A 26,977-nucleotide genomic window follows, 5' to 3' on the forward strand; every position below is an offset into this window, starting at 1 on the left:
GACTGCACTTTAAGACAATATCCTAAGCTAAGGTCATATAATTTGAACCAAGCTTAATAGACCACAACCTAGTAAAAGCAATAAAAAAATATTTTATGCTGCTAATAATTAGAAATATAAGCAAATATTATTACATAATATGTAGAGATATCCTAATCAAGTCGAGGAAGATAGTAAATGCAGATATTATATTTTAAGCGTAGTGGCAATCTAGGATATTTGATTAATATCAGATAATCTTTTATCTAGAAATAGCCGGCTGTAGTGAGCATAAATTATGCTACAACCTGTATACGTATCCTGAGCTAAATAAATTCAGCATGATAAGACTACTTTACTTAGTTTACTCTGCAATTAGGCGGGATCATGTGTACTTCTCTTTTATCAGAAGTAGCTTTGTAGAGTTTCGGCGCTCGGCGCGCGACAAGCGCGAAACGAGATTATTATTTTAACGTATTAACGTTAGACGTGTTTTGCATATAGTTACTAGCATAGTGTAGCTAGTGTGTCGGACGTGCCGGTTGAGGTGTTACTACGGCAAGGGCTTGCATCTGCGCTTTGACTTGTTCGCCTAGTTGATATACTGCTAGTGCATAAAAAAAACTATGATTATAGCGGGTTAACACATAAAAATTTCGTAATCCGAGCATGTACTTTGTAGGTTGTTTAGGGGTGGGCAGTCTGATTACGGCTACAGGTGTTTGAGCTTCACTTGCTATATCGACGTTGTCTTCATTGAGAAGCATACCAGCTCGCAATAGTTTTTGGAGCGGCCAGCAAGGTTCGGCTCGCCCATTTTCGGCGGCTTGAGCAATACCAATACTGCCATCATCCTTGTGAATCTGCCATACGATCGGTCGTCTATTTTCCCAGCCATGCTGTTTTAGATATTTCGCAACGCTACCTATTGCATCGGCTATGCTGTTTCGCAAGTCAATATAGTGGTTTCCTTCGTAATCGACTGCGTATTTAATAATGCTACTTGGCAAGAACTGTGGGATACCAATTGCTCCGCTATAGGAGCCTAGCACTGTAATTGGCTCAATGCCGGAACTCTGTGTCCAGAGCAAGAAATCTTCTAGGTTTTTTCGGAATAACGCCATACGTTGCGCACGATTAGAAGTTTCCGGATAATCAAACGCGAGAGTAGTCAATGTGTCTAGAGTTCGGAAGTTTCCCATATTCTGCCCGTACATTGTCTCAATTCCAATAATACCAACAATGACTTCAGGCGGAATACCAAACTCTTCGCTAGCCCGCTGTAATACGGCCTCATTTTTCTGCCAAAACTTTACACCCGCGTTAATGTGCTGCGTTTCAACAAAGTGTGCCTCATATGCCTGCCAACTTTTGAGTGTCGACGTTGCAGTGGAAAGCATAAACTTGGCAGCGGTTTTCGAATACACAGCTTGATTAAAAATCTTTTGTAGGGCCCTCGTATCGAAGTCATACCGGGCAACCATATCACTAATAAATGCATTGACATCCGGATTAGCAGCGTAGCGCTGTGGTACAATTTCCTCTTCAAACGTCCGGCTTTGCATCGGAAATGCCTCTAGTTTTGTCTCATCAGCACCCATATGGCGAGAGCCACTAGCTACTGCGCTATACGAGATAGAGAGAATAAATAATAACGATAGTATCCAGCAGGTCATCAATAGTTCAGTCTGAATTACAAGTATAGAGAGAATATCAGTAAGATAATAACGTTAGATAAGCAGCTATAAAAGCATAGTAAATAAGGTAGATAGGGTGTGCAAGAGTGCAGCAACGTTATCTAGAGATAATATTGCTAAGAAACCAAATCTCCTTAGCATGGTTAGGTAGAATTACCTTACTGTAACTATAGTATAAAAAACGACGCGTAGGGTAACCGCCGTAACCGTAGTGGGAAGATGGGGTTTTATAGGGGTAGGTGCTCCATAAAAATTACAGCTGTATTACCATAACCATCAATTGCTTTAGCTACGTAGATTCTTCTCCTGCAAGGAGCATACGCTAAAATATGGCAGAACTTTAGTATACTCAGTGTGTTTATCTGAGATCTAGAATCAGAAGATGATTCTTATGTGATACATGACGTTATCGCTTTAGTATCGGTTATAAATTCGATATACACCTAACCGCTGTAGTCGCTACCAGGAAACTTATGCGCATTATTTCTAATAATAATATTATTATGGCACATAGCTTAAAGATCGAAGCTATAAGATCGTTAAAGATACCTGCGCTACACACTGCTCCTGATGGCGGGCATCTACTCAAACAAGAGATTAAATGCTACAAGCAGCTTACCTAGTAGTGCGAGAGAATGCGTAGCGCCGAATAAACTAACCGAAAGCGCGTCGCAGCACTGCTATTTTTGCTCAAGGCAACCCGTAAAGCTCAATACTAGCTGAAATATAAAAAATTAAGGTTCATCAACAATAATGAGATGGCCCAAATATCGCTATAAAGATATTTACATCTTCAGAAACATGCTATTTCCATTGCCCTTGCAGGGAGAGTTGAAGTGCGCATATAAACATCGTTTACTAAGTAACGGACTAATCACGATATATTATATCTTAAGAGGCTGATCAGTACAGGTCACTTAACTACATAGTATCGGCATATTAATAGCCCTTAGATAGAGTTCATGAGAAAAATTCTGTTGTGAATTTTCAGCAGCGATCACAAGATCAATGCATACGCTTTCTATTATTTTTATAATGAATCTATAGTAGGCTACAGCATGTTGGGCACTCTAATGGCTTTACTCAGCTCTTTGTTAAAAGCATGACTATTCGAAGTTTTAAGAAATCAAATTCTCTGCCGAATTTATAGCTTTGGAGCGTAACAATGAAAATTCTTGTGCCCGTTAAAAGGGTGGTTGATTATAATATCAAAGTCCGAGTTAAATCGGATGGCACAGGTATAGACATAAAAAACGTAAAAATGTCTATGAACCCATTTGATGAAATTGCCGTAGAGGAGGCGGTTCGGTTAAAAGAAGCGGGTATAGCTACGGAAGTGATTGCTGTATCTGCCGGCGTGCCCTTATGCCAAGAAACGCTACGTACCGCGCTAGCAATCGGTGCAGATCGGGCAATCTTAATCGAAACCCAAGAGGAGCTACAGCCCTTGACAGTTGCTAAGTTACTTAATAAGCTCGTCATTCGGGAGCGCCCAAAACTTGTAATTCTTGGTAAGCAAGCGATCGACGATGACTCGAATCAAACTGGGCAAATGCTAGCTGCACTAGCGGGATGGTCACAGGCTACGTTTGCTTCGAAGGTAACAATCAAAGGTAGCTTTGCTATAGTAGCCCGTGAAATAGACGGTGGTACTGAGACGCTTTTATTAACTCTACCAGCGGTAGTAACTACCGATCTTAGGCTTAACGAACCACGTTATATAACGTTGCCTAACATCATAAAAGCGAAGAAAAAACCGCTGGAGCATATAACGCCGAAAACGTTGGGCGTGACAGTAGAGATTCGACTTAAAACACTCAAAGTAGCCGAACCACACAAACGCGGTATGGGCATAAAAGTACCGGATATTGCTATGCTAGTTGATAAGCTGAGAAACGAGGAAAAAGTACTCTAATAGCTAATACCCAAGAGGTAAATGTGACAATACTGGTTATTGCAGAACACGATAACACGGCCCTCAAGACGGTAACATTAAATGCAGTGGCAGCTGCACGGAAACTTAGCGGCGCAATCCACATACTAGTAGCGGGGTATAAGGCAAACGGTGTAGCCACTGCCGCAGCTAACGTGGCCGGGATCGAGAAAATACTTCTGGCTGATGCACCTCAGCTAGGTGAGGGATTGGCTGAGAACATTGAAACAACAGTGCTTCCAATTGCGTGTGAGTACACACATATCGTGCTGCCCGCAACTGCATACGGCAAGAACGTAGCACCTCGTCTTGCTGCTAAGCTAGACGTTGCTCAAGTGAGCGATATTACGACAATAGTGAGCACAGATACTTTTGAGCGACCAATCTATGCTGGAAACGCTATTGTAACCGTGCAATCGCTAGATTCAATTAAGGTGATTACAATACGTGCGTCGGCATTTAATCAAGTCTCCGCTAATGGTGGTAACGCAACTATACAGATAATTAAGGCTGCAGCAGCATCATCTAGCGTGCGCCTCATAAATCGAGATTTGACAAACTCAAAGCGCCCTGAACTGACTAACGCACAGATAATTGTGTCAGGTGGACGAGGCCTAGGTAGCAGAAAACATTATTTGCAGATTCTTGAGCCCCTGGCTAACAAGCTAGGGGCTGCGTTAGGTGCTTCGCGCGCGGCAGTCGAAGAGGGGTACGCACCTAACGACCATCAAGTAGGACAGAGCGGGAAGATTGTTGCGCCACAGTTATACATCGCTATAGGGATTTCTGGGGCGATCCAGCACTTAGCTGGAATGAGGGATAGCAAGATTATTATAGCAATAAACAAAGATCCAGAAGCGCCAATTTTTGACGTTTCTGATTATGGCCTAGTGGGCGACTTATTCACGGTTGTTCCAGAGTTAGTTAACGCTTTGTCAGCGCTATCAAAAGATTAATATGATTCAGCATAGATGACTCGGGCTCTATATACCCTTGATCATTTATACATTGCTATATGGCACTACACCCTAATCATATTCTATAATCTATTTATATGCCAATCAACCGAGAAACAATCGATTTTTTTCTTAAATTGAAACACGCTTTTTGCAGAAATTAGCTCGTCGAAAAATACCCGTTATCTACATGCTGAACTTCATCAAATATGCTTTAACTATTTTTTAAAATAAGCATCACCCGCTAGTAATAATCGTTGTACCAGTATCTAGAAACGTAGATACTCTTAGATCTCACCTGCACTACTTAAAGTGGCTTAAGCATAGATCGTTAATATGTATTTGTGCAATAAAGCTTGGTAGTATAAATAAGCTGATTTCAAGCAGAATAAACCTTGATTGAACAATACTAATTAGTATAAAAATAATTATTAGATGGCATGGAGCTACTTCCTACTAATTGGAAGTATTGTCGCACACATGATAGCCTCGTAATTTCTCCTCACGGGGTGCCTTAAAAGGCTTTATAATATAGAAAATACAAGCTGTATAACTCTCATCCATATAAAAAAGCTTTAGATCGATAAAACTACATAAAGTAGATGATAAGCAAGCGTATTGCTGTTATATTCAAGCACTTACAACTCTCATAAGTTAGCCTGAGGGCTATAGAGTAGCTTCTAACTATATACTAGATAGTGTATAGATAAGATTATTCAGTACACTATACTGTATTTGGGTGCAAAGTCTGATGAAAAATAATCCATCCTTCTTCAAAAGAAAATGCAAAAGCACCGTCAGAATATTGCCCTAATAGTACTATGCAATAGTAACCCACCCTGGATACGGTTACTAGAAACCCTGTAATAGGTGGGCATGCACGCTCAAAGTATTAGGGAACTATTTCAAGTTATAATCGCTCTCTTCGCTAAATTAAAAATTTAGATACTTCTACAGATTATTTAGGCAAAATATAGCATGGTTATTATCCGTTTTGCTCGGGGTGGTTCGAAAAAGCGTCCATTCTATAACATTGTTGCAACCGACTCTCGTAATCGCCGAGATGGTCGTTTTATTGAGCGCATTGGTTTTTACAATCCACTTTCAACAAAAGGAATATCTCTGCATATTGCACAAGACCGCTTAACATACTGGCGAAGCGTTGGCGCACAGCTGTCAATGACCGTAGCTAGACTAGTTAAAAAAGCGAGTATTGTAAAACCGTCTATGTAAGCAGTTAAAATGCACAAATTATCCGAATTTACCCAGTGCAATATTACTTGCATCTGCTAAACTGTACTGCGAGATCGATAAAATACTAAAAGTGTAGGTAAATATTATATATTTACCCAGCCAATGTTTATTAGGCACATTCTATGTGCTCCCTGTTGGGGGGGTGCGGTTTGGTCTGAGTCTGGTGTCAATAAAGTGGAGTTATTTCCGGACAATGCAATCGAGGTAGGTAAGATTATCGGTGCTTACGGTGTCAAAGGCTGGTTGAGGATAATGCCACATGCCTGCATTAATCTAAGTGGTAGTGCGCTGCTAAATACTACATCATGGTGGTTTTTCAAGGACGGCGCCTATAGTGCGGCACAAGTTATATCGGGCAAGAAACACGGCACTACTATAATAGTGAAACTTGCCGGATATGCAGATCGAGAGCCTGCACTCACACTGCGTGGCGCCACAGTGTACATACGCCGTTCAGATTTTCCGATGCTGGAGCATAACGAGTACTACTGGGTAGATTTGATTGGTTTAGTAGTCATTACTAGATCTAATAATGCGCTTGGCCGTGTCGTAAACCTGCTTGATAATGGTGCACACACAATCTTATGTGTGGAATACGATAAGGTCTCAAGGAATGGGAAAATAACGAAAGCAGAGCAACTAATTCCGTTTGTTGACGCTTATGTGAAGAGGGTCGATCTATCAGCCTGTTATATAGTGGTCGACTGGAGCGTTAACTATTAATGCAGCGAGGAATGCAATTCGATATTATAACGCTGTTCCCTAAGATGTTTCAGGCTCTTACTGAGTGGGGCGTCACCAGCCGAGCTGCTAAGCAACAATATTATTTTTTGCGTACGTGGAATATCCGTGACTTTACGACAGATAACCACCAGACAATCGATGATCGTCCATATGGAGGTGGTCCGGGTATGGTAATGCTGGCCCAGCCACTCGCTGATGCGATAGCTGCTGCCAGAGAGGCTCAATGCTCGGATTTAGATAAATCACCGCCGGACTATTCTCGAGTTGTACTAATGTCTCCTCAAGGTCGTCCACTAGATCATACAAAGGTAATGGAATATGCAGCGTTGCCTGCTTTAATTGTGTTGTGCGGCCGATATGAGTCGATCGATCAGCGGTTAATTGATCAAGAGGTAGACGATGAAGTAAGTCTCGGCGATTTCGTATTATCGGGCGGTGAATTACCTGCAATGGCTTTAATGGACGCGATCATTCGGCAGTTGCCTGGCGTATTAAACGATCCTAGGTCAGCTGTACAGGAAAGTTTTGTTAATGGGCTGCTTGAATGCCCACATTACACGCGCCCATGCAGATATCGAGATGTACGGGTACCTGACATTTTACTTACGGGACATCATGAGAAGATTGCATGTTGGCGCCGCCGTGAGGCGTTACGGAATACGCTAGTCAAGCGACCTGACCTTATCCAGCGCGCTCGGCGTTATAAGATGCTGAGCTGTGCTGATGAAGCGTGGCTTGCAACTCTTATGGTATAGGAATATTAGTGGTTAGTATGCGCAGAAAAGCAGCAGCCAAATCTGGCTGCTAAAAATCAGCCCATCCTCTACTGAGACCTCGATCGTAATCGAGGTATGGAAAATAAGCAGTAAGATGGTTATAGGAGCCAATCATGAATCTGATTGAAAAACTCGAGCAGGAAGAAATTAAGCGTGTTCTTATAGGAAAGAGTATTCCAACCTTTGAGCCAGGTGATACGGTTATAGTTAATGTGAGCGTAGTCGAAGGTAATCGAAAACGTGTACAAGCGTATGAAGGTGTAGTAATCGCAAAACGAAATCGTAGTCTGAACTCTTCATTTATAGTCCGCAAAATTTCATCTGGAGAGGGTGTTGAGCGAACATTTCAAGTGTACTCACCACTAATTGCTAGCATTGTCGTAAAGCGCCGTGGTGCCGTGCGCCGTGCAAAGCTATATTATCTGCGAGAGCGCTCAGGTAAATCTGCTCGGATTAAAGAAAAGCTTTCATATAAAGAACGCACGGTGTCTTCTCATTAAGAATAAACTAGAAAAGCACCTAGTCACAGGTGCTTTTTATTAAAAAATTACTATATATGAGAGTACGATAATTATATAGAGAATCTCTGTAGACCTAAATACAGGTCAGAGACATGCTAACTAGCTACATGCAGCAGTCAATGTGATGATGTGAGCATAAATAATGCAGGAGAAGTATCTTAGTATTTATCTACTAGTTTATTTAACTGGAAATTAATAGACACCGGATACTAGAGAGTCTTAAGTACTGCTGGTTTATTAGATAGGTGAGTTTTACAAGCAAATATATTTTTCTTATTCTAGGAATGTAGAACACTATTTTTTACATTGATATGTTTCAGAACTAAATAGTTGAAATAACTATTTGACCCGCATTAGTTAGCATTACAATAAGCATTGCCTATTAATTTTTACTAAACTAGGGCTCTATACTGCCTGTGCGGTATCTTTATTAAAGGGATGTCGTCAAATCGTATTATAATACTCACATAATCTTTTCTGTATTTCCGATTTTAATTATTATCCAGTACTATAGTAGTTAAATTTCGATTTAGTGCTGCTAGGTTAACATATAACTTAGAGGCATAAAACCTGCGATAAGATAAGCATCAAAAATCTTTTGCATTACCACATAGTATATTTTGCATTACCACATAGTATAAATTGTACATTAAATGTCATATAACTGAGAAGATAGTAGTAATTTATTATTATTAGAAGAATTTATTGAGAAAGCTACATATCGAAGGCTATTGATCACCGGGTTCGACGTTTAATAGGTTGGCTTATTTCGTTTAGAAGCTGTGTATACAACGCATAGCGTGTTAGCGAGATGTGTCCTTGTGCTAGAGCTTTTAGTATCGCACAACGCGGCTCGTTTAAATGATGGCAATTGTAAAAACCACAACTGCCAAGCAGCGCTCGGAACTCGGGAAATGCGCGCTCAAGCTGGCCCTCTGTCAGATAATATAACCCGAACTCTTGGAAACCTGGTGAGTCGATTAATGCTCCACCAATTGTCAATTCATACCATCGCGTGAAGGTAGTGGTATGGCGGCCGCTATTCAGCGCAGACGAAATTTCTAGCGTCATAGTATTTGCATTTGGCACTAATAGATTGACTAGGGTTGACTTTCCCATGCCAGATTGACCTAGTAGCAGGGTAGCACGCTGTGAAAGTAAAGGCATAAGCGTGGCTCGCGCGCAATCAGCGTCGGCGGTTATAGATGCCTCGACGACCCAGTAGCCTAGTGCTGAATAAAATGCGACGCGTTCTCGGGCAAGCGGTAGCGAGGCGAGTAAATCGGCTTTATTTAGCAGTATCACTAACTCAAGCTGATGGGCTTCGGCGGCTATCAGTGCACGCCCGAGAAAATCCTCGCTGAAATACGGTTCGGTTGCTAATACGATGAGTAGCTGATCCACATTAGACGCAAAGCGTTTTGATTTAAACCGGTCAGAGCGGCGGAATAAGTTACGTCGTGTATCGATCGCAACAATAACCCCTTGGTTCTCGGATATCGTTAGAAAGCTGACGCGGTCACCAACAGTAATTTCGTTTCTTTTTCCGTGTGTAAAGCATTGCAGTAGCGAATCACCTCTATCGGGCTGGACCATATAATGCCGGCCATGTGAAGCTAGGACTCGACCTTTGCTGGGGTTATCTATTTTTATTCGATTTTTCATGCTTAGTTGTGCGCAGAAGCCGCTTGATGTATCGCGCCGAGACGCGGGTGAGCATAAGTAGAATGAAAGGTAAACTTGATTAGGTATCAGTGCCGCCATGCTATTCTAATAACCCCTAACTAGCGCTTTTATTAAATCTTGCTTACATGGCTTCGTTGTAGGAAAAGAGTAGGCTTTAAACTCATATCTATGAAAAATAGCTCATTAAGAGGCACTCTAAAAAATAAAGAGACCAGGGTTATTAAGAATAATAAGATTAATATAAGTGTATTTTTTCAGTTTATTATCCACAGTATCACGTCTAAGCTTGTGTAGAACCGAAGACTTTGAATAGCGAGTTAGATAATACAAATAAAAATATAATTTTTGAGTGTTTTAGAACGTGCTGCTTATTAAAATAACGAGGTTCGTATACTCGAACTAGGTCAATCGTGCCACCATTATGCTGGTGGAGCCGCATATCAAAGAATCTAATTCGTTTAGATTTAATAATGCGCCTGCGAAGAAATTTTTTATATGGCAGCTTGAGTGAAATCATATTCAGATATAAGAGGTAACCTGCCGATAATAAACCCTACCTAAGTAAGGTATATCTAGGTCTATTAGATGGGAACATGATTACTGCATTACGTTAGTGTGACGAACAACATTTTTTATGTTTAAATCGTAGACTAAGAGATATTGCCCTCGCTTGATCAATATATATTTTATAAAATATCAAAGTAGAGTTATGCTTTGATAATAAAGCGCCCGCATAATTCCAACCTCAAATAAACTAGTACCAATAATATTCAAGAGTGCAGACACTAATACTATATAACATAGTGATATATGTTGGCGATATTCAATATTACATGCGGCGTGTTAGTAAGTCGGCAATAAGATTGGCAGCAAACCCTTCTATAATCCTATTATAATGGAGAGCGAAGTGGTTTTTTATTAGCTCTGAGCATTATAGCTAGGCAGTAGTTACTATTAAAAGTGTGCTGACAAAAATTCCCTAAAAATTTTTGATTTCAAGAATATCGTGATTCGCGTGCTGTGCAGCATAAATATTGCTACTATGGTGCTTCTGGAAGAATATCAAGACGTCTATTTTATAAGTGCTTAAATGAACTATAAGTTCAGGCAAACAGATAGCTACCTCACCCTAACCAAAAGTGACTCTAATCTAATTTGGTTAGATATGGAAATGACTGGATTAATTCCAAACACCGATCGGATCCTTGAGGTTGCTGTAGCAGTCACTGATTCAAACTTATCAGTGGTTATTGAGGGTCCAGTACTATCAATCTATCAATCAGATTTAACGCTAAGTACATTAGATGAATGGAATCAGAGAACGCATAGTCACTCAGGATTAATTGAGCGAGTTCGTACTTCATTAATTACCGAAGCTGACGCAGCATCGCAATTTCTCGAGTTTTTATCACAATATGTTCCGGCTGGAAAGTCGGCAATGTGTGGCAATTCGATTTGCCAAGACCGTCGTTTTATGGCGTGCTGGATGCCGGAGCTAGAGGTATTTTTCCACTACCGTAATTTAGATGTAAGCACTCTAAAAGAATTATGCCGCCGATGGAAACCCGAAATCTACAAGGGACTTCAGAAGCGAGCATTACATAGCGCACTATCTGATATTTATGAGTCAATCGATGAGTTAAGGTACTACCGAGAGAATTTCCTGCGCATTGACAACGCCAGGGCTCTAAGTTAAGCCATAATGCTTGAGAGATCTCTAACGCAGCCAACTAAAACTACATAGTTTATAGATACAAATTATTAATTACTTTTGGACGTACTAGAGCAATTTTCTAAAAATACATAGGGTTAGATTGCTAAGTAGCCAGCATTATATGCGTTTAATCTTAGATGAGCATACTTTTTATATTCTATTTTTTGCTTTATATATACAACTATAGTGTATAAAACTGCTACATTAATATTCTTCAAATTTCGGATTGGATGATACTCTACTATATAATTAGAACTTTCTGCGCTTCCCCTAATAGGGGTATGATATTGTGCGCCTTGTTTATAGAGCGCGAGCTAAGTCTCTAAAGTAGAGAAACGCTTAAACAATATATTTTTATGTTGTATGCTAGATAAGCGTTTAAAGCTTGTGCGGTCGTCATGAGTTTATATATTACTGAGATGCTCTGGTGGTTAAAAAAACAGTTTCGGCTATATTACCACCTCGTTTCGTATCTTACGAGTTACATACGTACACAAGGATAAAACTGATATGGTAGTACAGCGGCACGTGTTTTTACACACTCAGATGCAATTAAAAAATATTGCAGCGGATATTTTGCGATACGCAAAGACGCTTGGGGCAACTGATGCGGCAACTGAGATTTCAGAGAGCGATGGTTTATCAGTATTAGTACGACGAGGTAAGGTTGAGACAATCGAGCACAACCATAATAAGATTATAGGAGTGACCCTATTTATCGGTCAAAAACGTGGTAATGCGAGCACCTCCGATTTCTCGCCAACGGCGTTACGAGATACAGTAGCCGCCGCATATGACATTGCCCGGTTTACGGCGGAGGATAACTGCGCTGGGCTTGCTGAAGCAGATCTACTTGAGATGCACCCGTCGGATTTAGATTTATTTCACCCATGGACGCTCGATACTGAAGGCGCCATAAATATTGCGAACCGCGCTGAACAAGCAGCGTTCGACACAGATCCACAGATCTGTAATAGTGAAGGTGCGTGCGTATCCACTCAGCATGCACAGTTTATTCTAGCCACCTCACGCGGTTTTGTCGGCGGTTATCCATACTCATGTCATTCTATCTCCTGTGCACCGATCTCTGGCAGTGGCCAGCAGATGCAGCGTGATAACTGGTATATGACATGCCGCTCGGCATCTGATCTAGCCATGCCTGAGGAAATAGGTCGCTATGCCGCCGAGCGTGCGCTAGCGCGTATTGGAGCCCGACGGCTCAGTACTCGTAGATGTCCAGTGTTATTTGAGGCGCCACTCGCAGTTAGTATACTTGACGCTTTCGTTCAGGCGACTAGCGGCGGAGCGTTGTACCGTAAAATGAGTTTTTTAACTGATTCATTTGGCAAACTTATATTTTCGCCGCATATACAGGTCTATGAAGACCCGCATGTACTTAGAGGGCTTGGTAGTGCACCATTTGATTCGGAGGGTGTGCGTACTACTAAGCGTGAAGTTGTACGAGATGGTATTCTGCAAGGGTACTTCCTATCAACGTATTCTGCTCGAAAGCTTGGCTTAAAAACTACAGGGAATGCCGGCGGTTCGCACAATCTATCATTAACTAGTACGCTTACATGCGAGGATGATAATTTCCAAGCAATGTTATATAAGCTTGGAACGGGACTACTATTAACCGAGCTGATGGGACAGGGTATAAACTTTGTAACAGGCGACTATTCGCGAGGCGCATCAGGATTTTGGGTAGAAGACGGCCAAATACAGTATCCAGTTGAAGAGATTACAGTCGCGAGTACACTGCAACAAATGTTTTCACAAATCGTCGCGATCGGTACTGATAAAGTTATCCGCGGAACGAAAAAAACTGGATCAATACTAATTGATCAGATGATGATTGCGGGCCAGTAAGTCATTATATTAATTAGCGAATCCTTTCGTATTCGACGAATGCATAAGTAAAGTCGTTCGGTGGGTATGTGCGATGGGTTTCGCGTGACACCTCTCGCCATGCCTCACGAAATGGTATAAAAAACGTTGAATCGCCTTCAAATATTTGGTTTATTTCGGTGACCATTAATCGCTCCGCATATTTAATGCCCTCTTGATATAACTGGGCACCGCCTATTAAGTATGCGAACGGCTCGTTCAACGTTTCGCACAGTGCAATCGCCGCCTCTAAGCTTGTGACTGTATTACAACCGTCAAAATGACGACGCGCATCATGCGTCACAACAATATTCTTACGACCCGGCAATGCGCGTTGAATAGATTCGTGAGTCTTACGTCCCATGATAATAGGTATACCCATTGTTTTTCGCTTGAAATGGATCAGATCTTCAGGTAATTGCCAGGGCAGTTTATTGTTCAAGCCGATTACACCGTTATATGCGTGCGCGACGATTAAGAAAAGGGTTGTCATCGTTCTGCCATGAATTAGATTCTTAGGATCTAGATTCGCTTCTCTATCCATGCGTGCGGGTTGAATGCAGCCAAGCATCTGTTACAAGACTAGATACTGGGTATAAGGATAGGCAGCTATAACTGTTATTCATGAAGCGTACAACTTAGGAGTGCCTAGCTATACAGCAATAGGTGCAGTGATATAGGGATGGGGATCATAACCAGTAATCTCGAAGTCTTCAAAATTATAATTAAATAGAGTTTCCGGATATCGCTTGATAATAAGCTGTGGAGGCGGCCGTGGCGTGCGAGTAAGTTGTAACTGGGCTTGGTTAATGTGATTTAGGTATAAGTGGGCATCGCCAATTGAATGAACTATTTCTCCTGGCTTCAGGCCGAGCTGTTGCGCAATCATATGAGTGAGAAATGCTAGGGATGCGAAGTTATACGGGATCCCTAGAAACCAATCGCCAGAGCGCTGGGTAAGCATACAGCTCAGCTTATTATTAGCGATGTAAAACTGATATAGGATATGGCATGGCGGCAATGACATGCGTCCATCCAATACATTTTGTACAGGAGATTTCGACTCGTCGGGTAGGAATGATACATTCCATGCGCTAATAATATGCCGGCGGCTGTCTGGATTCATACGCAGCGAGTTTAGCAGTATCTGTACTTGATCAGTCCAAGTGCCATCAGGATTGCGCCATACGCGCCACTGTGAGCCATAAATAGGCCCGAGCTCCCCGTTAGGGGTAGCCCATTCATCCCAGATTGTTACGCCATTCTTATTTAGGTAGCTAATATTTGTATCACCCCTCAGAAACCATAATAATTCATGAAGGATCGATCTCACATGCAATTTCTTAGTGGTTAGTAATGGAAAGCTACTAGATAAATCATGGCGATATGAAACACCAAATAGTGAGCGCGTGCCTGTTCCAGTACGATCGCTCTTGATTACACCATGTTCGAGTATATCCTTGAGAATAGATAGATACGATATATCCATGGTATGGAGCTTAATTGCTTGCCTAGTCAGAAAAAGTAGCTATAAAAAGCGAATTTATTATTTTACATGATGAGAACTGCGTCCGTTTAGAACAAAATCTTGTCCTTGTTGTGTTATTGATAGCAGGAGACTATTTTATAAAAAGTTCATTGCTCTTATTATTCGAAGTAGCATATACTTAATACCTGTGTTACTCATGTTGCTGCTGCAGGCGGAGCCAAGAAATACCGAATTAATGGTATTTAACTTGCTACAGATTATTCTAAATAGTATGCAATACCTCTAAGTCGAGGAGTAGAGTACTAGTATAAGCGCTTATCTGGATTAGGATGTTTCTACCGTTTGCTAGAAAGCGCGTTACATTAATTATTTATAAATCCCTCTCTAAAAAGCTTTGTAAATAACTGTATGGGGGGGATACTAACACTTTCTATTCAAAAATCCTGTATATTAAGTTGATCCTACCTTAACAGCCGACAACATAGCTACTTTTATATAATAAAAATTTAAGATATTAAAACTAATAGCATAGCTGTTTTGTGGGCAGGTTAGCTAAGAAGTCATTAAAACGTAAACACTTATATGCAGTATATTGACTCTAGGTCTAGTTAATCTGCTGGTTTGTTTAAAACAATCACGCAAATGTGTCAACCAAGGAAAGTGGCGAGCATTTTTAATTCCCATCTAAGCGAATAAGATCGTAGCCAGTCGGGCGGCTCTAGCTACATTAAAAATAGGCTAGCGTAGCGATGCTACAGATATAGAGCTCGCAAAGAAGAGCATGGTGCCAATTAGTGCTTATAGATATAGCAGCGTACCCTGCTCTATCTACTGTACCCATTTATCCAAGTTATATCTAGCATTAGCATAGACACATGTGCTACATCAGTGCTGATAGGCTGACTATAGCATATCTGTCGGTTATGATAACTTCTCTAAAAGATTCCAGTTATTAGAAGCAAGAGCGCCTAAATGGAAGGGTGATAATCTGCTACATACGCTTGATATATTAGTTTAGATTCCTTGGCAATGCTTGTTTACCCTTATAGGTTTTAGTGATATTAATAAACAATTCGAGTGTAGCTAAGATCAACGCCGATCTTAGCTACACACTTCTTTTGTATATAGCCGAACATATGTAGCACGCTAAATAAGTTGCGACGCAAACAGTTTTGTATAATAAGCAAAGCGCTAGTTCGAAATCTAATTTCTTATTAAGACATTAACAATAAAAGCTTATAGCACGAGCAGTTTCTGTATATCTGGAACCTAATTTTTATTATATTAAATGTAATAACACTATTTATTTTAGATAATCTCTATGCTATTAATGCTTAAAACTATGCTAGTTTAATTAATGATTTCTTTTTCTAGATTACGCCGTACAGCATATAACTGGCTTCTAACCTTAACTGTAGTATTTACGCATAAAGCACTACTTATGAGTGCTTACATATTAAGATCAGAAATAATATAGAAAAAGTACCCACTTTCAATAAGTGTTCTAAAAAATATGATTTTGGCTCCCCGACCTGGGCTCGAACCAGGGACCTACGGATTAACAGTCCGTCGCTCTACCAACTGAGCTATCGGGGAAAAGAATTAGAATAGTATTCTCTTGGTGTCTTGTCATTTTGTCAATAGACAGAAGCATCAAAGACTACACACTAGGATTATTGCTCTAGTAGCTTCAGCTTATTTTTTACATCTTTCCATACTTCTGCGTCTGGTAAAGCAAGCTTAGTTCTTGTGATGCTAGGCCAATTTTTGGCTAGCTCCGCATTTAATTGAATAAATTGTTTCTGATCTACTGGTACATCTTCTTCCGAATAAATTGCATTAACCGGACACTCCGCCACACAAACAGCACAGTCAATGCACTCATCTGGGTCAATCGCAAGGAAATTTGAACCTTCTCGAAAACAGTCAACCGGGCATACATCAACGCAATCAGTATGGCGGCAATTAATACAATTTTCAGTTACAACATGAGTCATTAAAACTCCTACACTCTGCGTATAGCCTATAGGCAATCAATACCATGATTCTACCTAATTCCTATTATAGCTTACTACGTTCTAATCTCGCCGCTGTTACACGATTCTGTTATATATTCTCAGCGTTACAAGGAATGTTTGGCCCCTATGATCGGCTGTTAACAGCTTACTATATTCGAGCAATTCTATAAGCTGTAACATAGTAGCATTACTAAGCATAGAATGTGAATAAATAAAATAAACGTGATATGCATACAACTTTGATATTATTTAAACATATCGTATCTGCCTTTACTGCTTGTCTTGTCTGAGCAATCATGCTTATTACTTCATTACTCGATACTGATCTCTATAAATTTACAATGATGCAAGTCGTGCTGCATCATTTTCCCGCTGCCATTGTTGAGTACCGGTTCCATTGTCGCACTCAAGATGTTGATTTAGTATCATATGTGGATGAGATTAGGGAACAAATAAAGTGCTTATGCCAGTTACGCTTTACTAATGACGAGCTCGATTACTTACGTCAGTTGCGATTTATCAAGAGCGATTTTGTCGATTTCCTTGCTCTTTTTTCGCTACAAGAGAAATACATTTTCGTCCGACCTTCTCGGCAGACTCATGGCATGATCGAGATTGTTGTGCGTGGACCATGGCTACATACAATCCTATTTGAGATTCCAGTTCTAGCGATTGTAAACGAGGTCTATTTTCGCAATACGCAGCGCTTGCCTGCATATAAAGAAGGCCGCTTTCGACTGACGGGTAAAATAGAGATGCTCAGATCTAGTCCTGATTATGCCGATTGTAAGATTGCCGACTACGGTACGCGCCGCCGATTTTCGAAGCAGTGGCACGAGGAGGTTGTTCTGGCACTGATAGTGAGGCTCGGTAAGCAGTTTTCTGGCACGAGCAATGTATACTATGCGATGAAACATGGATTGACACCACTTGGCACAATGGCGCATGAGTATTTGCAGGCTTGTCAAGCGCTTGGGACCCGATTGCGTGATTCGCAGATCTTTGGTTTTGAGATATGGTCTAAGGAATATCGAGGTGATCTAGGAATTGCGTTGTCTGATGTCTATGGTATGAAAGCATTTCTGCGCGATTTCGATATGTACTTTTGTAAATTATTTGATGGTGCTAGGCATGACTCAGGAGATCCTTTTAAGTGGGGCGAGCAGCTCTTAAAGCACTACGAGAAAAATCACTGCGATCCTCGTACTAAGACTCTAGTTTTTTCTGATGCACTCGATATTCCAAAGGTTCTAAGATTATATAAACGCTTCAACAAGCGTTGCCAACTAGCATTTGGCGTGGGTACTAACCTAACTAACGACTTAGGCTATTTGCCACTGCAGATCGTGATGAAAATAGTCCAATGTAATGGACAGCCCGTTGCGAAATTTTCAGACTCGCCAGATAAAAATATGTGTGATTATCCCGCGTATATCGCGTACTTAAGGCAGGTGTTCGAAATTGACGAGCCGTTAGTAGAAGGTGGGGGGCTAAGCGCGTATTAATAGAATTGCCGAGGCCGCCTACTAATTATTTTAGATACGGTGGCCGGCTAGCCGTATATGCCCAGAAAGCTGGTGACGGCGACGATATATCTATATGTCATACAAGACACTGTCTATGCGGTTTATCTGCGCTCTGTACGAGCATAAATTTACCATATCTTTTTTAGATATTTTACTCTATCTAGATTCTACGTATTAAGTGATATTAATAATTTTCAGCCAATTTAGAATTGGGATTATTTTTTTCATGCGGCCTCCCTAATAAATTACACTACTACTTCCCCTGCTGTCCTTATTCTAGAATTAGCAATTCTAGAATAAGGACAGCAGCCCCGATACTAATATTCTTACTACTCTTTGATGCTGTCTGCCGGGTTAAAAGGAACTTGTATAAGGAAGTGTCTCTATGATTTAGATGCCATTTATAGTTATCCCGCCATAATATACCGTTATTCATCAATAATGAGATATTATTTTATTTATAATGGCATAATAGTCGATGTATATCTTGACTAAAATAATAATAAACTAGAGAGTTTTTAGTGGAGCATGCGGCTCCAGAATATATCGAAACGATTAAAAGATATTTTATATTAACGTAAATCGCGACGATTATCTATTCACATACAAAGAACCTGCCTGTACTAATTAACATCAATGTTCTAGGGATAATATGTTCATATTAAAAATTATCCTAGTAGCCGTAGTGGTTACTGTGGCTATTATGCTCTTTATTTTCGCCTCTTTGAGGCGACAACGCGGTTTTTATAAGACGACAGAGGCAATGCTCCAAGCGCTTGTAGAACAATTTCGGGCACTGGATGATACCTATTCACGCTCCCAGGAAAGACTGGAGCGTGAATTGCGTACACAATTGATAGAAAGCTCTAGTGTGTCCCGAGCTGATGCTGGGGCTGGTGTTATCCAACTACAACGGGTGCTGGCGGCACAGCTCACGAGTATCGCTACAGTGCAAAATAACCAGATTGATAGCTTCGCACAGCAACTCATTAAACTTACGCAGAGCAATGCGCAGCAGCTTGATGCGTTTCGTTTATCTGGCCAACAGCAAGCACAATATGCGCGCGAGGAACAGGCTGTTGTATTAAAGCGATTCGGAGATACTCTGAATCGGCAATTAGCCGCGTTATCGGAAAGCAATGAGCGTCGTCTTTCTGAGGTGCGGGAGACGCTTGAGAAAAAGCTCAAAGATATTGAGTCAAATAATGCAACCAAACTTGATGAAATGCGGCGCGTTGTTGATGAAAAGCTTCACGCCACACTGGAGCAGCGTCTAGGCGAGTCATTTAAGCTAGTATCAGACCGACTTGAACAGGTCCATCGTGGTTTAGGCGAGATGCAGACGCTTGCTTCAGGTGTCGGTGATCTGAAGAAGGTGCTTACAAACGTTAAAACACGTGGTAATTGGGGCGAGGTTCAACTTCAGGCTTTACTCGAGCAAATGCTCACAATAGATCAATATGCAAAAAATGTAGCTACGGTTCCAGGTAGCAGTGAGCGCGTCGAATTTGCTATTCGTTTACCAGGCCAGAATGAGAGCAAGCAATGTAATGCGCAGCCAGTATGGTTACCAGTCGATGCAAAATTCCCTCGTGAAGATTATGAACGATTAATCGAAGCACAAGAGCAAGCCGATCCTATTAGTCTTGAGGAAGCTACTCGAGCACTGGAAATGCGCATTAAACTAGAGGCGAAAGCAATTACAGATAAATATATATCGCCACCACATACAACCGACTTCGCCATTCTATTCTTGCCTACAGAGGGACTTTATGCAGAAATTCTGCGCCGACCTGGTCTAACTGATACGTTGCAGCGCGATTGCCGAATCATGATTGCTGGACCTACTACGCTAGCTGCATTGCTAAACAGCTTACAGATGGGTTTTCGTACGCTAGCGATTGAAAAACGCTCAAGTGAAGTATGGCAGGTACTTGGCGCAGTAAAAACTGAGTTTGGAAAATTCGGCGACGTTCTAGCTAAAACAAAGAATCAGCTCGCAACCGTTACTAGATCTATCGAATTAGCCGAAACTCGGACACGGCAGATGAATAGGAAGCTACGCGATGTCGAAGCTCTACCTGGAGAACGCGTCACAGAGGTACTAGGAGATGACGAACAAACGCCCGAAATTCCAAAATATAACAGTAGTTCCAGTGTATCCGTAGAAGCTAATAACGTACTACCGCTAATTAATGATGCACCAGGCACTGCAGAGGCAGACATATAAATTAGTTTGTAATAATGTAGTACACGCGGTAGTAAGCTACTAACCTAGCCTGACACGCAATCAGTTTGTACATCTCTCTGTGTGAACCGTAGCCTGTATTACATGTGCGAATTATATGCGAAATCTGGGTGGAGCTCGTATACTAGCATGTCCAGGAGCACTATAATCCTTCTTATGAAGGAGGTGTTCTAGTACATTGTGAGAGAGCCTATCTAATCTATACTGACCCCACATAGCATGTGATTGTACTTATCACTAATGCGCTAGAATATAGCTACTGATATATATTTTAATTATTTTTAGTTTGATTACTTAAGTTTATATAATATATTTCAGCGTATTGGTACACTAAGAACTCACGAATTGGCAAAAAGCGTTTATTGCTTCACTATGTAGTGCGTATATCACGTGTAATATACACTTGATCACGGTGATCTACTCTAGCTACGAGCTTAATGCGCATCAGATCGAACAGAAATCATATTCTAGCTAGTAATCTGTTGGTTTGTTATATCGATGATAGGGTGGAGTAAAGTGCCTTATTATAGTCATGTCATGCATATAGTGCATGTGCGCATACATAAAGAGTATATGTGCGCCTACCTTCAATCAGCAAAATAAAGGACGAGCCGAATGTTATATGCGGTCGTATACTTTAGTGGCTCTAAAGAGAAACATGGCTTTTGCAGAACATATAGGTAACATAGAAAATGTTTTAAGTACCTGTAAAACAATTTATCTCACAGGTCAACAGCATATTATCGATATAAAAGGCTAGTTGTAATCTGAAAACACTATATGCAGTAAATGCCAGTGCACAGTATATTGGAATATTCAGGGTTCACTGTGAGGCACAAGAAAGCTACCTTAAGACACATTCGTGAGGTGATCATATTTTTAATAGGATAACCGCATCAATTTATCTTTTGAAACTAAGATGCATTGAGTCCGATTAGGCTGGGCATCGTTTTGAAATTATAGCCAGAAGTAAACCCGCTCGTGATGACCAAGTAAAAGCCCTCGCCGAAGCAAGGGCTTTTCATTATAGCCCCGGTTGGGTCTCAACTTGTTGCATTAATTCCATGGGTGGTATAAGTAATGGCTTATGCTTACGGCTACCTCGCAACAGCTTTTGGTCCGGTTCCGTAGCCTGCTGGGCTAAGCGAAGCTTGTCCGGATCTGTATTAACCCATACTAGTCCAGCAGACTCCAGGATTAGAGCTAGACTATTAATTGACAGTGCGTCTACCACTGTATTGCTAACAGAAGCTTCTCTATTGCATGTCTCTCCGTATCTACCGGGTACTGTGTTATCCGATTGTGTTGATAGGGCCTGAGCCGGCACAGTGGAGGTATAAACAGCATGAGTCGACGTGCCTGTGATATTTGAGATTACTGGTGCTATTTTATCACTACGCAGCAGAACCGACTCATCGCATTGCGCCGATGCTAATCCGATCGGATCTACCGTAGTGGTAGTGATTACTACCGTTGATTCCGTCGATGATTGATGGATGGGTGCTTCCTGCCAGGAAACTTTATTAGTGATGTGATGGCTCGCACCTAGATCACGCGCTGACTTGATAACCAGCTGTTGTTCTGCGATCGCTTTTTGTTGCTGAGTAGCATCAGATGTATTCAACATTAAATGGCATTGACCATCTGGATTAGCGTTTATCGATTTAATCGATTGACCTGGGGTAGGTTCGGCTGCCGTCACTAATCCTGGAATGCGCTGGTAAGTCGACACCGGGTCATCTGTTAATGCAACGCTAGTCATGCTTTCTTTTTCTTCGATCACTTCTTGAGGAGCGTCCGCTATATTGACTCTCCCCTCGCTATATTCACGTCTCCCGCTACGCCGTCCACGCCGACGCCGCCGTCGTTCCTCGCCATCACGTACGAGACCGATTTCCGATATCGGGCTAGCACTCGTCGCTTTTATGGTTTCCTGATGAGACCGTTCAGCTGCCTGCTTGTCACATAATACTTCGACCGGCAGTGGCTCTGATCTCTGATGCGTACCTTGCTCACCTCGTTCTCGTTGATTAACACATACATTACTATGCTTAGCATAATCAGCCAATTCAGCGTGCTCTGTACGAGCAGAACGCACTATTTGTTCAATACGCACTGGTTGCTTTACTCTCATACGAGTTTCAGCTTGTTTTTCCTGGTGCGAGGCTTGAGTATCACGTACATCCTGCTCGTTGCTAGCTACGCGCCCACCTTGTATACTGCGTTCCTCACAATGAGGAACACGATCTAATGGAGTGGTAACGTAAGGTGTCGCCGAAGTATGGCTACTAGGTTGATAGCCGCTCCGATATGACGTGTTGCGTTCTGTGCTTTGACGAGCTGCGTTACTAACACGTTCCCCTATAAGTTGCACTGCAGTATCTTGGCTAGTAATCTGGGTAGTACTAGTAGTAAAAAGTCTTCCATTAAATAGGCACTTATTAAGCCATCTAATAATCCGCCCTCTTACTATCGATAACAGTGAGATTTGTGTACGCCGTGACGCCTCCGCTATTAAATGAGGTGTGGCGTTAGGTGCGCGAATTTCGGGAGTAATTCCCTTCACGGCAGCTTCTTGCTTTGGCTTTATGTCATTGTCGCGCTTGCTGTAACCGGTTTCATATTCTAGCTTGCGAGCTGCCTCTTCGGCCATACGCCACGATGCACGCGGTTCTTCAAGTCGCGCGTCGTGATAGCGTAGCCGTTCGAGCTTGTAGTGCGGTGTTTCAAGGTGTTTATTTGGAATGAGCAACACGTTAACCTTAAAGCGTGATTCAATCCTATTGATTTCCTGGCGTTTTTCATTTAAAAGAAAAGCTGTTACATCAACCGGTACCTGGCAATAAATTGCCGCGGTATTCTCTTTCATCGCCTCTTCTTGAATAAGTCGAAGCACTTGCAGTGCCGACGATTCGGTATCACGGATGTGGCCAGTGCCGTTGCAGCGTGGACAAGTTACATGGCTGCTCTCGGACAGAGCTGGACGCAGTCGCTGGCGCGACAGCTCCATAAGTCCGAAGCGAGAGATCTTACCCATTTGAACCCGGGCTCGGTCATGTTTAAGTGCATCTTTAAACCGCTGCTCAACTTCACGCTGGCTTTTGACCGACTCCATGTCGATAAAATCGATTACAATTAACCCGCCTAAGTCACGCAATCGCAACTGGCGAGCAACTTCATCACTGGCCTCTAAGTTTGTGCGCAACGCCGTTTCTTCGATATCAGCACCCCTAGTAGCTCGAGCTGAATTGACGTCAATAGCCACTAACGCCTCTGTGTGATCGATCACAACAGCACCGCCCGATAGCAGCGGTAAGATTCGGGAATATGCTGTCTCAATCTGGTGCTCAATTTGAAATCTCGAGAACAGAGGCACATCATCATGGTAACGTTTTACCTTACCAAGATTGTCTGGCATTACTACTTCCATAAACGCGCGAGCCTGATCGTATATATCCTGTGTATCAATTAGAATCTCGCCAATATCTGGCTGAAAGCAATCCCGAATTGCGCGGATCACTAAGCTTGATTCAAGATAGATGAGTAGTGGTGCGCATGCGCCGTTTGCCGTGGTTTCAATAGCACGCCACAATTGCAATAAGTAGTTCAAGTCCCACTGCAGCTCTTCAACGGAGCGACCGATGCCGGCCGTTCGGGCGATCATACTCATACCGTCCGGTGATTCGAGCTGCGACATAGTTTCGCGCAATTCTTTTCGGTCGTCGCCTTCGATACGTCGTGATACGCCACCACCACGCGGATTGTTAGGCATTAGTACTAGATATCGCCCAGCCAATGAGATGAACGTGGTTAACGCGGCGCCTTTATTACCACGCTCCTCCTTCTCAACCTGGACGATTAGTTCCTGACTTTCATAGAGCGCGTCTTGGATACGTATGGGCCGACTTTCGGCGCTAATTTTGAAATACCGTCGGTCAACCTCTTTAAATGGCAAAAAACCATGGCGATCCTCGCCGTAGTTGACGAAGCACGCCTCAAGCGACGGCTCAATTCGTGCAATTACTCCTTTATAAATATTGCCTTTACGCTGTTCGCGCCCGGCGGTTTCGATATCGATGTCGATTAGTCTTTGACCATCGACGATTGCTACGCGCAATTCTTCCTGCTGCGTTGCATTAAACAACATACGTTTCATTAACAGCTCCAGTGCGGCTATGCGCCCCCCATTACAGTCTGGATTAGATCCAGATGAGCAGAGCGATACGCCGCCTCTTTTTATCAAAAAAGCACGCTGAGCGCTGAGCAGGAAACTTTGTCTGGTGAGAATCCCTCTGACTGGCACGCTCTTAAACGAAAGAGTAGTGTGCTGCGGCGGGTATCTTTTACGAATAACTCAAAAGCACGGCACCGCAAAACCCGGTAGGTAGTTGCAACGGTATATCATGCAATTAAACGCTTGAAGTCCGGCATCAAACCGTATGAGTTAAAGCTACTTGTTAGTAGCTTTAATAAGAATGCACCCGAAGTAGACCCTGAGGGGTCGTGGACACTTAGTTTCCGCAACCCAGGTATCTTTCTTATTCGAGCGTACAGCCCGATCTCACTGCTTTGCAGCATGCTATTCATAATCCACCTAAGCCCACGCGTTCTATATTAGCCGACGTGCAGTGTCGTAAGCTAGACGTAAAACTCTTTATGATCAAAATTTCCGTTACCGGCTTGTCGTTGACGACATCGAACTCGCCTGTAGGCGGTATCCCTGCTCCGCGTAACGACATGCGCGTGCAACTTGCTGCTTTCACCCCTAGGCGAGCAGCTGGCCTAGTGTACGAGATAGAATAACGCACGGAGGCTCTTACACTGAAGTAGCCTATCGCTTACTAGGCGCGTTGCTATCGGCGCACAGCCTATCTTATAAAGTATATTCAGAATGAATGAGTTAGGCAAAATTTCGAGAGATACGGCGTGTGCTAACCGTATTTCACATCTGAACATAGACGATGTGTCAGCGGGCCAGCGCATCGACAATTTTCTTCTACGCATATACAAAAGGATCCCTAAAAGTCATATTTATCGTATTTTGCGAAGCGGTGAAGTGCGAGTCAATCAAGGCCGCATCAATGCCTCATACCGGCTTGAATTTGGTGATATCGTACGCGTGCCGCCAATATGGGAAGAACGTCCATCACCTACTTTTCCAATATGCGTGCGAGCTGCAACGTTCCCGGTGCTATACGAAGACGACTATATGATTGTGTTAAATAAGCCGGCAGATATCGCTGTACATGGTGGCAGTGGGGTAAGTTTTGGTGTGATCGAGCAAATGCGTGCGGCGCGTCCTCATGCTAGAATGCTAGAATTAGTTCACAGGCTCGATAAAGGAACATCCGGCGTTCTATTATTAGCTAAGAAGCGCGCAGCTCTTGTCAGCTTACACAAGCAGATTCGTAAAGGTTGTATGGACAAGCGCTATCTAACGTGCGCATATGGAGAATGGCCGACAGAGTGGGGTATGCGCTATACAGTGAAGGCGCCGCTACGTAAGTACTTAAGCGCTAACGGGGAGAGGCGCGTGTGCGTACAGCTTGATGGACTAGCCTCGCATACAGTCTTTAATCTACGGAAGCGTTTGGGTAATTATTTGCTATTAGAGGGGGAACTAAAAACCGGCAGAACACACCAGATTCGTGTGCATCTTGCGCATCTGCATTTACCAATTATTGGTGACGATAAGTATGGTAATTATTTATTAAATAAACATCATGCTCGTTATAACGCCCGGCCAGGATTAAGTCGCATGTTCCTTCATGCGTGGAAGCTCAGCATTAAGCACCCTGCTAATGGCGCAGCCCTAATGTTCGAGGCGCCATTGCCGACGGAATGCGCTATTTTTTTGCAACAATTAACGGATATGTTAGGCGCAGATGGCACGCAAACAGTTTGATCTGATTGTATTCGATTGGGATGGAACACTTATAGATTCCATCACACACATCACTCGAAGCATCCAGCTGGCATGTCGAGACCTTAACTTTCCAGTGCCTGACTCATTGTTAGTGAGCTATATTATAGGACTGGAATTGCATAATGCTTTACAGATCGCCGTACCAACGCTTGATCCAAGCCAGTATTTCCTCCTTGCGGAGCGTTACCGATTTTATTACCTGAGTAGTGATCTACATATTAAATTATTCGCTGGTGTACGCGAAATGCTGGATGAATTATGCGGTGCGGATTACCTTCTAGCAATAGCAACCGGTAAATCGAGGGTTGGGTTAAATCGCGCTTTAGATTTAGTCCGATTAAGGACAATATTTCATGCAACTCGCTGCGCAGATGAGTCGTTTTCAAAGCCACATCCGGCAATGCTATATGAACTGACGCAGGAATTGGGGCAAACCGCTAATCGTACCCTGATGATTGGTGACACGACACATGATTTGCAAATGGCGGCTAACGCCGGCATTGCTGCTGTAGCGGTATCCTATGGCGCTCATTCGGCCGAGAGATTAACAAAGTTAAAGCCTCACTTTTGTGCTGAAGATGTCGAATCGCTAGTACATTGGCTCCGCGAGTGCTAGTAGTTAG

Annotated in this window: 17 protein-coding genes, 1 tRNA gene and 2 pseudogenes; 13 read left to right on the forward strand and 7 right to left on the reverse strand. The window is 42.4% G+C overall.

Annotation, left to right across the window (positions count from 1 at the left end):
- Positions 1-500: 500 nt before the first annotated feature.
- Complete coding sequence (gene mltB, locus KW136_RS01020) at positions 501-1,580, reverse strand: lytic murein transglycosylase B (RefSeq protein ID WP_246583198.1); 1,080 nt, start codon at positions 1,578-1,580, stop codon at positions 501-503.
- A 1,261-nt stretch (positions 1,581-2,841) separates the two neighbouring features.
- Here mltB and KW136_RS01025 point away from each other — a divergent pair.
- The 6 genes from KW136_RS01025 to rplS all read left to right on the forward strand — a co-directional run bounded on the left by KW136_RS01025 (position 2,842) and on the right by rplS (position 7,839).
- A complete protein-coding gene (locus KW136_RS01025) occupies positions 2,842-3,591 on the forward strand; it encodes an electron transfer flavoprotein subunit beta/FixA family protein (protein ID WP_216796552.1) in 750 nt (249 codons plus the stop codon).
- A gap of 23 nt (positions 3,592-3,614) precedes the next feature.
- Positions 3,615-4,565 carry an electron transfer flavoprotein subunit alpha/FixB family protein gene (locus KW136_RS01030; protein ID WP_216796554.1) on the forward strand — a complete coding sequence of 317 codons (951 nt, stop codon included), beginning with the start codon at positions 3,615-3,617 and terminating at the stop codon, positions 4,563-4,565.
- A gap of 978 nt (positions 4,566-5,543) precedes the next feature.
- The gene (gene rpsP / locus KW136_RS01035) at positions 5,544-5,798 is read left to right on the forward strand and encodes a 30S ribosomal protein S16 (RefSeq protein WP_216796556.1); all 255 of its coding nucleotides are present in this window, start codon (positions 5,544-5,546) and stop codon (positions 5,796-5,798) included.
- A 123-nt stretch (positions 5,799-5,921) separates the two neighbouring features.
- The gene (rimM, locus tag KW136_RS01040) at positions 5,922-6,542 is read left to right on the forward strand and encodes a ribosome maturation factor RimM (protein WP_216796557.1); all 621 of its coding nucleotides are present in this window, start codon (positions 5,922-5,924) and stop codon (positions 6,540-6,542) included.
- Between the two features lie 11 nt (positions 6,543-6,553).
- Positions 6,554-7,318 carry a tRNA (guanosine(37)-N1)-methyltransferase TrmD gene (trmD, locus tag KW136_RS01045; RefSeq protein WP_216796560.1) on the forward strand — a complete coding sequence of 255 codons (765 nt, stop codon included), beginning with the start codon at positions 6,554-6,556 and terminating at the stop codon, positions 7,316-7,318.
- Between the two features lie 134 nt (positions 7,319-7,452).
- Positions 7,453-7,839, forward strand: coding sequence for a 50S ribosomal protein L19 (gene rplS, locus KW136_RS01050; RefSeq protein ID WP_216796562.1), 387 nt, complete (start codon positions 7,453-7,455; stop codon positions 7,837-7,839).
- A 756-nt stretch (positions 7,840-8,595) separates the two neighbouring features.
- On the opposite strand, the gene rsgA is transcribed toward rplS, so the two are convergent.
- A complete protein-coding gene (gene rsgA, locus KW136_RS01055) occupies positions 8,596-9,525 on the reverse strand; it encodes a ribosome small subunit-dependent GTPase A (protein WP_216797375.1) in 930 nt (309 codons plus the stop codon).
- A 1,111-nt stretch (positions 9,526-10,636) separates the two neighbouring features.
- Between rsgA and orn the strand changes: the two genes are divergently transcribed.
- Positions 10,637-11,242, forward strand: coding sequence for an oligoribonuclease (gene orn / locus KW136_RS01060; RefSeq protein ID WP_216796564.1), 606 nt, complete (start codon positions 10,637-10,639; stop codon positions 11,240-11,242).
- Positions 11,243-11,770: 528 nt separating this feature from the next.
- Positions 11,771-13,129, forward strand: a complete 1,359-nt coding sequence (gene pmbA / locus KW136_RS01065) for a metalloprotease PmbA (RefSeq protein ID WP_216796566.1) — start codon at positions 11,771-11,773, stop codon at positions 13,127-13,129.
- Between the two features lie 13 nt (positions 13,130-13,142).
- On the opposite strand, the gene KW136_RS01070 is transcribed toward pmbA, so the two are convergent.
- From KW136_RS01070 to fdxA, 4 genes are all read right to left on the reverse strand, one after another.
- The gene (locus KW136_RS01070) at positions 13,143-13,640 is read right to left on the reverse strand and encodes a dihydrofolate reductase (RefSeq protein WP_216797377.1); all 498 of its coding nucleotides are present in this window, start codon (positions 13,638-13,640) and stop codon (positions 13,143-13,145) included.
- A 159-nt stretch (positions 13,641-13,799) separates the two neighbouring features.
- Positions 13,800-14,636 (reverse strand): thymidylate synthase, encoded by an 837-nt coding sequence (locus tag KW136_RS01075; RefSeq protein ID WP_216796568.1) that lies wholly within the window; start codon positions 14,634-14,636, stop codon positions 13,800-13,802.
- 1,520 nt (positions 14,637-16,156) lie between these two features.
- Positions 16,157-16,232 (reverse strand) — tRNA-Asn (locus KW136_RS01080).
- Positions 16,233-16,309: 77 nt separating this feature from the next.
- Complete coding sequence (gene fdxA / locus KW136_RS01085) at positions 16,310-16,633, reverse strand: ferredoxin FdxA (RefSeq protein WP_216796570.1); 324 nt, start codon at positions 16,631-16,633, stop codon at positions 16,310-16,312.
- A gap of 317 nt (positions 16,634-16,950) precedes the next feature.
- Here fdxA and pncB point away from each other — a divergent pair, with 317 nt between their 5' ends.
- Both pncB and KW136_RS01095 read left to right on the forward strand, forming a co-directional pair.
- Entirely contained in the window at positions 16,951-18,159 is a 1,209-nt protein-coding gene (pncB, locus tag KW136_RS01090) for a nicotinate phosphoribosyltransferase (RefSeq protein WP_216796571.1), read from the forward strand.
- 679 nt (positions 18,160-18,838) lie between these two features.
- Positions 18,839-20,296, forward strand: a pseudogene (locus tag KW136_RS01095) (DNA recombination protein RmuC); the annotation flags it as partial.
- Positions 20,297-22,960: 2,664 nt separating this feature from the next.
- Here the strand turns inward: KW136_RS01095 and KW136_RS04220 are convergent.
- Positions 22,961-24,584, reverse strand: a pseudogene (locus KW136_RS04220) (Rne/Rng family ribonuclease); the annotation flags it as partial.
- Between the two features lie 500 nt (positions 24,585-25,084).
- Here KW136_RS04220 and KW136_RS01105 point away from each other — a divergent pair.
- From KW136_RS01105 to KW136_RS01115, 3 genes are all read left to right on the forward strand, one after another.
- Positions 25,085-25,231 (forward strand): hypothetical protein, encoded by a 147-nt coding sequence (locus KW136_RS01105; RefSeq protein WP_216796572.1) that lies wholly within the window; start codon positions 25,085-25,087, stop codon positions 25,229-25,231.
- A gap of 88 nt (positions 25,232-25,319) precedes the next feature.
- On the forward strand, positions 25,320-26,333 hold the full coding sequence (locus tag KW136_RS01110; RefSeq protein ID WP_216796573.1) for an RluA family pseudouridine synthase: 1,014 nt from the start codon (positions 25,320-25,322) through the stop codon (positions 26,331-26,333).
- The gene (locus KW136_RS01115; RefSeq protein ID WP_216796574.1) at positions 26,314-26,970 is read left to right on the forward strand and encodes an HAD-IA family hydrolase; all 657 of its coding nucleotides are present in this window, start codon (positions 26,314-26,316) and stop codon (positions 26,968-26,970) included. The genes KW136_RS01110 and KW136_RS01115 overlap by 20 nt, the downstream gene beginning before the upstream one ends.
- Positions 26,971-26,977 lie beyond the last annotated feature (7 nt).

Origin of the sequence: Candidatus Vallotiella hemipterorum, assembly GCF_910593725.1 — a bacterium.
In the GTDB taxonomy this organism is placed as follows: domain Bacteria; phylum Pseudomonadota; class Gammaproteobacteria; order Burkholderiales; family Burkholderiaceae; genus Mycetohabitans; species Mycetohabitans hemipterorum.